Annotated in this window: 12 protein-coding genes and 1 other annotated feature (1 of these 13 only partly in view); of the genes, 1 reads left to right on the forward strand and 11 read right to left on the reverse strand. The window is 30.8% G+C overall.

From position 1 onward, the window contains the following. Positions 1 to 20 (reverse strand) — a binding site (T-box leader); it reaches 221 nt to the left of the window's first position. Between the two features lie 70 nt (positions 21 to 90). Genes kamE through kal form a run of 8 tightly spaced genes read right to left on the reverse strand, consistent with a single transcriptional unit; the run spans position 91 to position 8466 of the window. After that, complete coding sequence (kamE, locus tag CLFE_RS01375; protein WP_077895319.1) at positions 91 to 879, reverse strand: lysine 5,6-aminomutase subunit beta; 789 nt, start codon at positions 877 to 879, stop codon at positions 91 to 93. Between the two features lie 2 nt (positions 880 to 881). After that, positions 882 to 2432 (reverse strand): lysine 5,6-aminomutase subunit alpha, encoded by a 1551-nt coding sequence (kamD, locus tag CLFE_RS01380; RefSeq protein ID WP_077895320.1) that lies wholly within the window; start codon positions 2430 to 2432, stop codon positions 882 to 884. Continuing rightward, positions 2422 to 3861: a lysine 5,6-aminomutase reactivase ATPase KamC gene (gene kamC, locus CLFE_RS01385; protein WP_077895321.1), complete on the reverse strand. Its 1440-nt coding sequence runs from the start codon at positions 3859 to 3861 to the stop codon at positions 2422 to 2424. Before kamC ends, kamD begins: the two co-directional genes overlap by 11 nt. After that, positions 3858 to 4901, reverse strand: coding sequence for a lysine 5,6-aminomutase reactivase subunit KamB (gene kamB, locus CLFE_RS01390; protein ID WP_077895322.1), 1044 nt, complete (start codon positions 4899 to 4901; stop codon positions 3858 to 3860). The genes kamC and kamB overlap by 4 nt, the downstream gene beginning before the upstream one ends. Continuing rightward, positions 4894 to 6180 (reverse strand): lysine 2,3-aminomutase, encoded by a 1287-nt coding sequence (gene kamA, locus CLFE_RS01395; protein WP_077895323.1) that lies wholly within the window; start codon positions 6178 to 6180, stop codon positions 4894 to 4896. Before kamA ends, kamB begins: the two co-directional genes overlap by 8 nt. A 26-nt stretch (positions 6181 to 6206) precedes the next feature. After that, positions 6207 to 7247: an L-erythro-3,5-diaminohexanoate dehydrogenase gene (gene kdd / locus CLFE_RS01400; protein WP_349497241.1), complete on the reverse strand. Its 1041-nt coding sequence runs from the start codon at positions 7245 to 7247 to the stop codon at positions 6207 to 6209. Between the two features lie 9 nt (positions 7248 to 7256). Beyond that, positions 7257 to 8072: a 3-keto-5-aminohexanoate cleavage enzyme gene (gene kce, locus CLFE_RS01405; RefSeq protein WP_077895325.1), complete on the reverse strand. Its 816-nt coding sequence runs from the start codon at positions 8070 to 8072 to the stop codon at positions 7257 to 7259. Positions 8073 to 8082: 10 nt separating this feature from the next. Continuing rightward, the gene (kal, locus tag CLFE_RS01410) at positions 8083 to 8466 is read right to left on the reverse strand and encodes a 3-aminobutyryl-CoA ammonia lyase (RefSeq protein WP_077895326.1); all 384 of its coding nucleotides are present in this window, start codon (positions 8464 to 8466) and stop codon (positions 8083 to 8085) included. A 255-nt stretch (positions 8467 to 8721) separates the two neighbouring features. Here kal and CLFE_RS01415 point away from each other — a divergent pair, with 255 nt between their 5' ends. Further along, positions 8722 to 9909, forward strand: coding sequence for a PucR family transcriptional regulator (locus CLFE_RS01415; protein ID WP_169851029.1), 1188 nt, complete (start codon positions 8722 to 8724; stop codon positions 9907 to 9909). A gap of 33 nt (positions 9910 to 9942) precedes the next feature. On the opposite strand, the gene CLFE_RS01420 is transcribed toward CLFE_RS01415, so the two are convergent. The 3 genes from CLFE_RS01420 to CLFE_RS01430 form a co-directional block, all read right to left on the reverse strand. Further along, positions 9943 to 12531: a winged helix-turn-helix domain-containing protein gene (locus tag CLFE_RS01420; protein WP_077895328.1), complete on the reverse strand. Its 2589-nt coding sequence runs from the start codon at positions 12529 to 12531 to the stop codon at positions 9943 to 9945. Between the two features lie 63 nt (positions 12532 to 12594). Beyond that, positions 12595 to 13587: an ABC transporter permease gene (locus tag CLFE_RS01425; RefSeq protein WP_077895329.1), complete on the reverse strand. Its 993-nt coding sequence runs from the start codon at positions 13585 to 13587 to the stop codon at positions 12595 to 12597. Continuing rightward, the gene (locus tag CLFE_RS01430; RefSeq protein ID WP_077895330.1) at positions 13587 to 14327 is read right to left on the reverse strand and encodes an ABC transporter permease; all 741 of its coding nucleotides are present in this window, start codon (positions 14325 to 14327) and stop codon (positions 13587 to 13589) included. The genes CLFE_RS01425 and CLFE_RS01430 overlap by 1 nt, the downstream gene beginning before the upstream one ends. Positions 14328 to 14331: the final 4 nt, after the last annotated feature.

Raw genomic sequence — 14331 nt, forward strand, 5'->3', positions numbered from 1 at the left:
TTCCTCATCAAAGGATTTATTCTTAAATTAATCTAATTGTAGCAAGATTTTTTTAGCTTGTCAATAAACTTATACGAATTTTCTTTATATTTATACAAGTTTTCTTTTCACAATCTCTGTAACTGAAAAACTTGCTACATCTTCAGCAAATTTTCCAGGTCCAAAGCCAGCATCATATCCAAGTTCCTTTGCAAGTTCATGGGTAATTCTAGCCCCTCCGCAAGCCAATATAAATTTATCCCTTATTCCTTCAGCTTCTAGTATTTCAACTAAATTTGTAAGATTTTTAATGTGAATATTTTTTTGAGTTACAGTTTGAGAAACCAAAAGTACATCAGCTTCAAGTTCTATTGCTTTTTTTACAAAATCCTCATTTTCGACTTGACTCCCAAGATTATAGGCTTCAATCATTTCATATCTTTCAAGACCATAATGACCAGCATATCCCTTCATATTCATTACAGCATCTATTCCAACAGTATGAGCATCACTGCCGGTACTTGCACCAACAACAACGATTTTTCTTTTTATATTATCTTTAATGTATTTATTAATCTCATCCATAGACATGGTATTTACATCTACAGTTTGGACAACGATAGAAGTATAATCAACAGAATGTGTGATATTTCCATAAACTACATAGAAGGTGAAGCCATTATCAAGTTTTTTATGGCAGACTACATCAGGTTCATGAAGCCCCATTTTTTTAGCCATAATTCTTGCAGCTTCTGTAGATTTTTCAGAGTCTTCAAGAGGAAGAGTAAAACTAACCTGGACTTTGCCATCGTTCATTGTATCACCGTAAGGTCTTACACTTTTTAAATCTAAGGTTTTATCAAACTCTTTTTTTTCAAGAGAGTACAATCCTCCACTCATAGCTATTCTCCTTTCATTAAGTCTAAAAATGGATTGAAATATTCTATGTCTTTTTCTACTACACCATCAAGACCTTTTCCCATAGTTCTATTTCTTTTTATACCTGCAAAAGCTCCTTTTTCAAGAGTATTGAACATACCGTCTCTTTCGATGTTCTTTAAGAGTTTGTAGGCATTTTTTAGTACAAAATCAGCTCTCTTTTGTATGATTCCGTCTTTTTTAAACTCTATTTCATCACCTAGAGATTTCATAGTGTTTGCTATATAAGATGCGTTTTCAATAGCAAGAGCTCTGTCAGACATAAAGGGAGTGTGAATAGCTTCCGTAAGCATACCTAAAAGATGAATTCTTTGATTTGTAAGAACCGTTACTACATTGAACAAGGTGTCTTGAACATGACCTTTAAATATATTTCCTGTCATATATTTTGTTGGTGGCATGTATTTAAGCGGCGCTTTATCAAAAATTTCTCTTGCCATTTGCGCCTGAGCAAGTTCATATACAAAACCATTCTCTAAATCTGGATTCATCTCAAAAGCATGTCCTAGCCCCATTTGTTCTTCTTTTAAGCCTGCCATAAGTGCAAATTGCTCGTTTATAAATTGTGAAGATAGTACTGTATGAGCCTCTTCATAAGCATCTGCTGTAGTTAGGTAGTTGTCTTCACCGGTATTTATAATAACTCCAGCATAACCATTGATAACTCTTGAAAAATATTGATCAATAAGAGTTCGTTTCATGTTGATATCTCTAAAAAGTATTCCATATAGAGCATCATTAAGCATTACATCTAATCTTTCAAGTGCTCCCATTGCTGCAATTTCAGGCATACATAAGCCTGAACAATAATTACATAGTCTTATATACCTATGAAGCTCAGAGCCAACATCATCTAGTGCTTTTCTCATAAGCTTAAAGTTTTCTTGAGTAGCATAGGTTCCCCCAAAGCCTTCCGTTGTAGCACCATAAGGTACATAATCTAAAAGGCTTTGTCCTGTAGTTCTTATAACAGCAATTATGTCTGCACCTTGTTTTGCAGCTGCGACTGCTTGAGTTATATCTTCATATATATTTCCAGTTGCAACTATTACATAAAGGAGAGGTCCTGTTTTATCACCGTAAGCACTTAAAAACTCTTTTCTTTTTTCTCTATTTTTTTTTATGGTCTCTACAGTTTTGGCAGCCGTATTTATTGCATTATCTATAGTTAAGAAGATGTCCTTTGAAGTATATTCTGTAAGGTCTATCGTGCCTTTTGAAACTTCATTAGCTATTTCTTGAATGGAAAGTTCAGTTTGAAGCATTGCATTACTTAAATAGTAAGCAGCACCTTTGCTGAGTCCATTACCTTGTTTTATATTTTCTACTACAATATTTGGGAGAGGAATTCCTTCCTCATTAACACCATCTATTCCCATAAGTCTACATACAGTTCTTTCTACTGAAACAGTTGTATGTTTATCTATAAAATTTTGAACATCTACTGCTATATTATGAGCAGCTTCTCTTGCTTTTTTTACAGTTTGAAAATCAAGATTAAGTTTACTCTTCATCTTTTTCCCCCATCTCAATAATTTCTGTGTCTATTCCCATAAGCCGTAATATGTTCATAGCATCTTTTGGAATAGGTGCACTTCCAGTAACTTTTTCTAAAGAATAATCCATATATTTATTTATAAGATTAAAAAAATCTGTATCTTTTTCAATTTTATCTATTGAATTAAAATCAAAATTTGAAAGACCCTTAACTTGATAGTGACTATTTGAAATATTTGATACACCATTATAGTGGGTAGATATTAAACTAATTGAAGCAAAATTCCCTAAATATTTTACAAGACCTTTAGTAATTTTGCTACCTTCTTCTGGATTAGTGCCTCTAGCAAATTCATCAAGAAGTATAAGACCATGCTTTTTCTTTATATCCTTTAGAATTTGTTTTAATTTCATTACTTCACCACCGAAGGTACTTAAACCGTTTCGAAGAGACTCTGCATCTTCACTTAGAAAGTACATAAAGTCTAAGGGAACAAATTCAAATTTCTCTGCAAATACATAAAAACCCATGTAAGCTAATATATAATTCAATGCAACTATACTGAGAACTACGGTTTTTCCACCCATATTGGCACCTGTAATAACTGTAGTTCCGAATGAAAGGTCTATATCAATAGGTTGAAAAATCCCTCCAGCTTGCGCAACTTTTTCTTTTACCATAGGATTAAAGCCTTTTTTAATTTTAATTTTATCTGTGAGTATTGGTTTTGAAAGACAATACTCAATGGCATATTTTGCCTTTGCAATTGTAATATCTAGTTTTCCAACATTAAAACTATTTTCTAAAAGCATATCTGCATATTTTGATATTTCAAGACTTAAAGTTTTTCTTATTATAAATTCTTCTTCCTTTTCAGCATAAGTTATATCAGCTCTATTTTTTAAAAGTTTCTTTCGTTTTTCACTATCTTTTTCTTTATAAATAAGTTTCTCCACATTTCTTTTAGCTTTTCTTAAGCTTGAAAGTTTAGGAGAGTAATCATCATAAATTGCAAAGCTCAAAGTTCTGGTGTTACCTTTATTTAAAAGAGTATAAATTTCATTAAAGTCATTAAAAGATATGCTGTTAAGTTTTAAGTTGTTATTTTTTAAGCTCTGCTTTAATTCTGAGATTAGTATTGTGTAATTTTTAATTTCAAAAAGTTCAATTTGGTCTAATACTTCTTCGTTTTTAAGGCGCTTAAAGGTATTTCTTATGTCTTTGAACCTCATAAGTAAACTTTGCAACTCATTAAAACATTTACTATCTTTAATGATTAGACTACAGCTTTCAATATTTTCATATTCTCTTAAAAGTTCATAATTATTTGTTAGCATATGAAGCTTTGAAAATTGGTATTTACCAAAAACACTTCCTATGAAGAGCTTATCCAGGACAAAATCAAAACCTATTTTTTTTCGAGTAGTTTCATCTAAAAAAATCATTCTATCACGCCCACATCATATTCTTTAACATTTAAAACAGGAAGATTAGTTCTAATTTTAAACATATTGTATAATTCAATATAATTTAATTCATATCCAGAAGGTGACCAAGGATTTATAGTTATTCCAATTACATTTATGTTTTCAACAACTTTAATTTTTCCACCTTTTAAAATAAACCTATCATAGGTACTTTTTTTAATAAAAATTTTCGTCCCATCTTCAACTACGAAAGTGATTTTTTTAAAATTCATATTTGTATTTAAAAGTTTTAATATGAAATTATCTGTTAGTACACCTTTTATGAATATATATCTTAAGCTATCTGAATAACTAGAAATAACTTCCTCATGTGAATTTAAAGAAGTCTCTATACTACTTTTTTTAATAAAGTCAGTATAAACAAAAGAAAGTCTACAATTTATCATTAAACTTTTATATAGTTCTAAAATATTCCTTGGGGCTGTTGGGAAGATTAGAAAGTTTATGAAGCTTAGGGTTTTCTCACAAAGCACATTAGCATTTTCTGAGAAAGCAGAGCCTGTAGAGATAATTACCGCTTCTGTAACCTCTGGTGCTCCCAAGCTTTTTCTAGATAAAGCCCCATCTACAAGAATAAAATCAGAGCCATAAAATTTAAGTTTAGATATAACCTTTTTAATTTGATTTTTGGTAGCTGGCCCTGCAATTTCTACAAAACCAGCTGTAGTGCTTTTGGCAATTACTACATCACCCATAGAGGTTCCTATATTTAAAACTTCAAGTATTTCAAAACATACATCGCTTTTTAAAAGAAGAGTTTTGGCCGTGGCAACTAAGATGTCCTTACGTATATATATTCTTGGCTTGTGAGTAAAAGTGACAATATCTGTAGCTTCACCATCTCTTCCAATAGAGGTGATGGCCATTTTTCGCTCTTTAATGGCATTTATTATGAAATTAAGAGTTGTAGTTTTACCTGTGTTTTTCTCCATACCTATAATTGATATAGAGGTATATTTTAAAATATTTGTTATAAATTCATTAAAATCGTTATACATCTATATCGTTCTTTTCAATTTTCTCTGGAAGCTTTTTTGATCGAAGCTTTCTTTCCATTCCACCGGTTTCTATGGTGATTTTTTCTCCACTTAAAAGCCCAGATATACCTATTTCATGAACCTTTTTATTACCACGGCAATATTCACAATGACACTCGGAAATGTATCTTTCAGGCTCTTTGTAGGTGGTTATAACGCCTTCAAAGTTTCTGAGTATAACTTTGTCATTACTTTGGCTTATAACATAGTTTGGCATTACGGGTATTTTGCCACCGCCGCCAGGAGCATCAACAACAAAAGTTGGTACGCAATAGCCCGAAGTATGGCCACGTAGGCCCTCAATAATCTCAATTCCTTTAGATACAGGTGTTCTAAAATGGCTTAGTCCTATTGAGAGATCGCATTGATATATATAGTAAGGTCTTACTCTAATTCTAACAAGTTCATTTACAAGTTTTCTCATAACATGGACACAATCATTTACTCCTCTTAAAAGCACCGACTGATTTCCAAGAGGTATACCAGCGTCAGCTATCATTTCACAAGCTTTTTTAGATTCTTTAGTAATTTCATTTGGATGGTTGAAATGTGTATTGATCCATATTGGGTGATACTTTTTAAGCATCGATAAAAGCTCTGGAGTTATTCTTTGAGGCATAACAACAGGTACCCTTGAGCCTATCCTTATTATTTCAACATGTTTTATTGCTCTTAATTTTTTTATAATATACTCTAGCACATCATCATTAACTAGAAGTGCATCTCCACCAGATAAAAGTACATCACGGATGGCAGGGGTTTTAGCTACATAGTCAATGCATTTATCAATTTGGGACATAGAAAGACATTTATCTGTATGTCCAGCAAAACGTCTTCTAGTACAGTGTCTACAGTACATAGAACATTGGTTTGTTATAAGCATAAGAACTCTATCGGGATATCTGTGAGTAAGTCCGGGAACTGGAGAATCACCATCCTCGTGAAGTGGATCAGTGAGATCACCCTCCACCACATGAAGTTCATCTATAGTTGGAATTGCTTGTTTCCTTATAGGATCAAATTCATCCTTTGGATCTATTAATGAAAGATAATAAGGGGTTATTGCCATCTTAAGTTTTTTAAGACATCTTTTTGCGCCCTCTTCTTCTTCAGTAGTGAGGTTTATATATTTTTTTAGCTTTTCTATTGTCTCAATTCTATTTTTTAGTTGCCAACTCCAATCATTCCAATCACTATCTGGTACATCTTTAAAAAGTTCTTGTCTCCTGCTTTTATTCATTCTAAACTCCCCTTTTAAATACTTCGTTAAGCATATCTTTTTTCAAAAATTTCTCTAAGAACTTTAGATTCTCTGAGTTCGTTAATTGCAATTTCTGCATGACCCTTTGTATACCCATTTCCAATATAAAGAGAAACGTCTTTGCTTACACCTTCTGCTCCAAGTGCAGCCTTAGTAAAGCTCGTTGCCATGGAAAAAAAGTAAGCAGTACCCTCATCCTTTACGGGAAGTATTGTAGACATTTCTGTATTTTCAACATTTACACAATTAATTGATATATCATATTCGCTGCCATTATTAGCGTTAAGTGCTTTTTCTAAAACCTCCGTAGGATTAACTGCATTGGCCACAATCACTTCGTCACAAAAGCCTGTTTTTATAAGTTCTTCCTTATCTTTTTGAAGTGCTACAAGGCCTACTACACGTCCGGTAGGTCCAACTCTTTTTTTGGCTTCATAACAGCACAGTGTACCTGATTTTCCAAAGGCACCTAATATAAGAACACTATCTCCGCTTTTTACCATTTTTGAAGTTTGAGCTGGGGCGCCTGCTACATCTAAAACTGCAAGTGCAAGATTTTCAGTTAAGTCATCTGGGAGCTTTACATATATACCACTTTCAAATAATATTGCTTTGCCTTCAATTTCTACTCGATCAATTTCTTTATGGATTTTAGTAATTTTATCTATTCTAAGAGGTGTTAAAGAAAGTGATACCAAGGTAGCAATTTTATCTTCAACTTTTAGGTTATTTGAAGGTACAAGATCAGACCCTATTTTTTCTACAGTTCCAATTAACATTCCACCTGAACCTGTTACTGGATTTTGCATTTTTCCTTTTTCATTGACTATTGTGAGAATTTTATTTTTGATTTTTTCTATATCTCCATTTTGTTCTTTTTCTATTTGAGTAAAGCTTGCGGAATCTATATTGAGAGCTTTGACATTTATCAAAATTTCATTGTCGTATATATTCATATCATTTGAAATTTTTTTTGCGCCTTGTGGAAGTATTCCTTTTGGTTCTATAACTCTGTGTATTCCATATTTTGATCCTTTCAAATTGATTACCTCCTTTTATAAGTTCAAAATTTTTCTTGCTTCCTTAGGTGTTGCTATTTCTCTACCTATTTCTTTTGATAAGTTAGCTGTCTTTTCAACCAGTTCACCATTTGACTTTGCAAGAATACCTTTTTCTATGTAAATGTTGTCTTCGAGACCAACACGTACATGTCCACCAGAAGCTATAGCCATTGCGGCCATTTTAAATTGATATTTTCCAATACCAGTTACAGTGTAGGTGGAATTAGAAGGGATACTATGAGACATAAAGGCTAAGTTAAGTAAACTAGCATCTATTGCACCGCGCACACCCATTACAAAATTAAAATGCAAATTATCTTTTAAAAGACCTTCTGAGTAGAGTTTTAAAGCAGTATCAATCATGCCCTTATCAAACACTTCTATTTCTGGTTTAACGTTAGCTTCTATCATTTTTTTTGCAAAGTATCTTATGGTGGCTTCTGTATTCACAAAAATGTCATTCATGCCGAAATTACAAGTACCACAGTCTAAACTGGCTATTTCAGGTTTTAAGAAGACAGGACTTAGTCTTTCATCTTTAGACATATAAGTAGCTCCACCAGTAGAAGGCTCTATTATAACTTCAGGACACAGCTTTTTTATAGCTGAAATTGAAGCTCTAAATCTTTCTATATTTTGAGTTGGAGTACCATCGTCTTCTCTCACATGGAGGTGTATAATGCTTGCTCCAGCGTCATAAGCTAGTTTTGCTTCTTTTGCAATTTCATCTATAGAATACGGAATATTGGGATTTTGCTTTTTTGTTACCTCAGCGCCACATATTGCAGCAGTAATTATTAACTTTTCCATAATAAATCACCTATTTTCTTTGTTTATCCTTTGGAACTATACAAGTACCAACGGCTTTGCAAACAATTACTGGTTTATCTAAAGCGTCAGCTGCAGATTCCCTTATATCACTTCTTTGAGCTACTACCTTTTTTGCTTCAAACTCCATTTTTCTTGAAGTATTACCAGTCTGGGTAATTCTACCTGTAGCTTCTATATAATCTCCAGCATAGACAGGAGCTAAAAAATCAATACTTTCATAAGCTCTAAATAAGCCTTCATCACCATCATGACGAATTAACAATTCTGTTGCTACATCGCCAAATAGAGCCAGCATTCTAGCACCATCAACAAGATTTCCTCCATAATGAGCATCACTAAAACTCATTCTAAGTCTTATGGTCACTTCTTCCATAAAAAAAACCTCCTAATTTAGTATATTTAAAAATTAATGTGGAATTTAAATTGTACTTTTGTTAATATAATATTAGTTTAACAGATGTATGTTGATATATTATAAAATAAAACAAGATATTTTTGATAAAGTATTAATTGATTTAATTATAGGATATTTGAACTTATTGAACAATAAACTTAGTGTACCTATTTTTTAGATAATATTGGACATTGTGTACAGTGTAGTATGAAAATTGTGTTAGGGGGAAAAGCTTTGGCATTAACAATTAAAAACTTATTTAGTCTTGGGACACTTAAAGGAATAGAGCTTTTGACAGATGAAGGAGGTGCAAATAATGAAATAACCTGGGTGAATATAATGGAAATACTGGACGAGCTTAGTTACTTGCAAAAAGGAGAGCTTCTATTAACGACTGGGTATAGGCTAGAGGATAGAAACTTAAACAATGATTTAATAAAGATGCTTAAGTCTAAAGGTCTTGCGGGAATAGGTATACAAACAGGATATTATCTAGATGATATACCCAAGTATATAATAGAAGATGGAAAAAAGTATAAGTTTCCTGTATTTAAAATTCCATCAGATTTAAGCTTTTCGGTGATAATGCATGTGGTACTTAGAAATGCCTATAACATAGATATAAAATATGAGGGATATTCTAAACAGAATATATTAGACAGTTTAAGGAAGGGAGAAGATATAAAAAGTGAAAGTAGTATTCAGCTTGCAAAAAAGCTGCAGTTAAGTCTTACCTCTAAGTTGTGTTTGTTATTATTATCTATTGTAAATATATATGATATGGTTATAACTGAAAGTACAATGATAAGCATAGTAAATAGAATTAGAAGCTATTTTCACGATAATAGAAATTCAACGTTAATAGAAGTATCAGGAGACAAGGTTATGTTTATAGTAGCTTGTGAGGAGGAATTTTCTGCACATGATTTGAGTGTAGATTTAATGGAGATTTTAAAAGACATATATAAAGAGAATAAAAATTATATTTTGACAATAGGTGCAAGTAATATATTTGGTGATGTTAATAATTTAGATAGGGCGTATCAAGAAGCAATCTCAAGTCTTTCAACTTTAGGTAAAATAAAAGTGAAAAGAGGAGTGTGTTTTTACAATCATATTGGAATATTTAAAACACTTGGATTAATTAATTCAGATAAGTATGTTTTAAACTTACTTCAAGAAAAAATAGAAGCGCTTGTAGAATATGATAAGGTGCATAATACGAATTACTATAATACACTAAAAGCCTTTGTAGATAAGGAATTTAATATTAATTATGCAGCACAAAAGCTATATATTCACAGACATACGCTTAAAAATAGATTAGAAAAAATAAATAAGTTATGCGGTATAGATTTTAATGATTATTACTATAGATTAAGTTTGTCCTTAGCTATATATTGCCATGATCTGTTTTCATGAATATAGGACAAAGATAATCGTAGTGTTCTAAGATTATCTTTGCAAAAGGTTAAGTTCTTTAGCCTTTTCTACAGCTTGAACTCTGTTTGATACCTGCAGCTTTGAATATATATTTATCATATGTGTTTTTACAGTAGAAAGAGAAATATTTAGAATGCTGGCAATTTCTTTATTGGAACTTCCATTACAAAGAACTTTAAGAACCTCAAGTTCACGTTGGCTTAAGAGGCAATCCGTGCTAGGAGCTATAAAACTGTATATTTTATCAATGAAGTTTTTCTCCTTTTTTGTTAGAGTTATAGCTGCATCGTTTTGAAGAAGTTTAATTATTTTTAAGATTTTTTCTCCTTCAACAACAAAAGCTCTTAAATACTCACTTTCAATACCGTAATAAAGAGCTTCTCTTAAAACATTAAACAATTCTCTTTTATCGGTTTTGGGGTTCTCTTTTAAAATTAGAGCTTTAATTATAAGACCTTCTACAAGGTGAATTAATATTGAGAAGTGTCTACAATATTCTAGTGTTTTATCTAGAATAATAAGTGCCTTTTCTTTTTCACCAAGAATAAAGAGTGCTCTTGCATAAACAACGTTATCTTCTGGTGTTAAATAAGTATGTGATTCACTTAATTTTTTTTCAACTAAAAGCCTATATTCACTTAATTCATCTAACTCATATTTGTCTTGTGGTAAAATGTATTTAAGTTTGGCAGAGTGAATTTGACAAGGTAAAAGAGAGTGGGAATTCAAATGATTATCTACCAAATTTTTTTTAGTTATGTTACCTTCCTTAAGGTCTCCTTTTAAAAAATGCAATTCCATTAAGTTGTAAAGTATGGCTCTACTTATAAAAGAATAGTTTAGATTAAGGCCACTTAAAGAGAGATTTAAAAATTTTTCGGTGTTTTCTAGATCATATTTTTTCATATGAATTCCGGCGACACCTAAGTACACCATGAATTTAAAACCACTCATAAATTTATTTTCAACTATTAAGGTATTTAAATCATTATATACCTTTAAGGTATCAGAAAGCTTACCCTGTTCTTCTAGTATAGAAGCTATTAGACATTTAGAAAATACACTTAAAAATACAATGTTATATTTTGTAGCTATTTTATCACTTTCCTTAGCATAATATAAAATCTTGTCATATTCTCCTTGAATCATAAAGGCTGGTGAGATATTTAAATATAATATTGCTTTTGTAATATCACTTAGCTTAAAGTTTTTAACGATATTTAAATCTTCAAGGGTCATAGAATTACAAAAATCATATACATATAGTTTAAATACATTTGCAAGGGCCTTGAGTTCAGTGCTTTCTAAATTCTCTAAATAACTTATAATATTCTTACACTCATCAATTTGCATGTTGGAATAATGATAAAACATCTTTTGGATAATAAGCTCATTGCTATTAATTAAAGTATTTAGTGGCAGTAGCCTAATTAGGGACGTGCAGCTGGCATCTTCAATATTTTTTTCTATTTCAGAAGAGGCTTTTTCGTAGTCTTTTATTTTAATTAGCTGAAGAATAGCTTCACTAATATCACCGCTGTTTTTTAAAGAAGTATAAGCCTTTAAGTGAAATTCTTTTCTTATATTTTGGGGTAGCTTATTGAAATTAGTATTCAAGAATTCTTTAAAAAGGTGATGATATCTAAATAGACCTTCTTCCTCGTCTAAAGTTATTATAAACAGATTTTTATTTAAAAGAGATTCTATTATTTCGCTAGAATGTTCTATTTGTAGAAGTTCATTACAGAGAGTGGAGTTAAAATAATTCAAAATAGAAGTTTTTATTAAAAAGTCTTTTTCGGGTTTACTAAGACTTTTTAAGATTTCTTCTGTAAGATAATCAACTACGTATTTGTTCAATACCTTTATGGAAAGATTTTTACTATTTTTGAAGGCCAAGGAGGTTAGCTGTATTCCTCCAATCCAGCCTTCTGAAATATTGAAAATTTTAGAGATATCAGAAGGATCAAGAGAGCTATTTAGTGTACTGTTTATAAAATCTGAGCATTCTATTTCTGAAAATTTCAACTTATTCTCATCTATTTCTAAAATTTCATTTTTAATCCGGAGATCTCCTAGATACATGGGTAGACTTTCTCTTGTAATGAAAATATAGTGAATATTGACTGGAGAGTATTTTATAAGTCTCTCTAGGGTAGAGTTTAAAAAATGGTCTTTGATATAGTGATAATCATCAAATACAAGGGTAATAGATTTTTTATAAGAAGAAATTTCATTTACTAAGAAAGATATTACTTCAAAGATATCCTCCTGTTTAGTCATACAGCTTAATGAACTTATTAAAGTATTTGCTTTAGCTTCAAGATATGGAGACAGGGCTGAAATAAGATAACTAAAAAAGGAATAAAGTTCATTATTGCTTTCATCTAGGTTTATCCATTTTACATCAGTAATTTTCTTTTCTTTTATAAAAGAGGATACTAGTGTAGATTTACCACTTCCAGCAGGACCCTTTATAACTATAAGCTTGTAATCATATAAATTACTTAATTCATTTGTAAGGTCTGTTCTTCTTATATAGTTTTTTCTAGGAGAAGGTATAACAAATTTTGTTTTTATTAAACTTAAATTACTATTCATTTAATCACCCTTGAATCTAATTTTGTTACTTATATTCTATAATTTAAAAATTAATAATACAAGCTAGTATTTGCCATCTTGTAAATTTTTTCTTGTAACTAGAGTTCCGATAATAAAGAAAATAAAAGTAATTAATAGGATGTATAAAATTTCACTAGAATAGTTAGAGATACTTTTGCCGCTTTCAATGCCCTGAGATAAGGTCAAGTACTGTTTATAAGGGATTGCGTTAACTATGGTAGATAGAATTTTATTATCATCGGTGAAAGCATAAAAGCTTCCAGATAAAATAGAGCATAAAAGTACAGTAAAGGTTCCAAGCATAGCTGCATTGTCAACATCATCTATAATAGAGGTTATAAATAAGGCAAAGGAAGTACCGAAAATCAACAATAAGGAAAGTAAGGCAGCTAACTCCAGGTAATTAAAACCTATATTAACCTTAAATATTTCCTTGGTAATTAATATAGCTAAGTAAGAAGGAACAAAGGCTAATACAAAATTGAAGATACCTTCACTAAATAAATATTTAATAAAGGAGGTAGGGGAGATTAAAATCCTTTTAAAGGTGCCTAGATCTCTGTCTTCTGGATAAAATAGCATAAACTGAATTTGCTGCATTGCAAGTATCAAAATTAGAAAACCGAGTATATTAGTTCCTACTCCTCGAGTGCTTGCATTAGCTTCTTTAAAATTAGTTTTTGCTTTTGGGTTTTTTAAAAATGAAGTAATTTCATTTTTAAATTTATCGCTTTTTATTGTTGTGATTTTAAAACTGCCATTATCGGAATAAGTGACTACAGCATCGTATTTATTTAAAACAAGCTCTGATAAATCTGGTTTTTCACTTAAGGTTGTTATTTTAACATATTTGTTATTAAAATTAATATTTTTATTCTTAATAACTATGGCTATATTAGCTTTTGTATCCATTTTTGAAGTGAAGTATACTCCGCCTATTATCATAAGAGGAATAAAAATAATAGCGGTTAAAAGTATAGCTTTTTTACATAGTAGTCTAGATAAATTATTTTTAAAAATATTCAACATAATCATTATATATATTCCTCCGGTTTAAAAGTTATTTTGCATAAGAGAATAAAAATCAAAGAAATTACTATACAAGCTAATATAAATGGTATAAATAGAGAAAAATTGTTATCATAAATTATCTTAAATATACATTCAGTAACCCATTTTGCAGGGGAGAGGTAGGAGAGAAATTTTACGGCACTACCAAGGCTATCTACAGGAAAAAACATACCTCCAAATATAGAGAACAAAGTTATAATAGGTGACATTATTTTATTTGCGGCTTCTTCACTTTTAAAAATGCAGCACATTAAGGCACCAAAACAGCATAGGGCAAAGGTAAAGAATATAACAATTAAGATTATATATATAAAATTATTTCCGCCAACATTTATGCCTAAGAGACTATTTTCAAGTATTAGCAAACAGATAAAACATGAAATTGCAAATAAAAAGGATGCTAGTATCTTTGATAAAAAAATGTTAGAGGTACGAGTAGGAGAGTAGATAAGCCTTACGTTACCTGGCTTTATCTTTTTCTCCATAAAGGTGTTTGAAGTGGTTAATGGAATCATAAAAATAAAATACACTAGCATAGTTATTCCATAATAATCGTAAGAGGTTACATTTCTTCCATAACTACTCTTTGTTATAAAGCCGAAGATTCCTATTAAAAGAATTGCAAAAGCTGTATTGCAAAGAAGTAGTGTAGGATTCTTGGCTGTATTAATAAAATCTCTTTTGGTTATTTTTAATAAATTCATAAAA

The organism is Clostridium felsineum DSM 794 (genome assembly GCF_002006355.2).
GTDB classification, from domain to species: Bacteria; Bacillota; Clostridia; order Clostridiales; family Clostridiaceae; genus Clostridium_S; species Clostridium_S felsineum.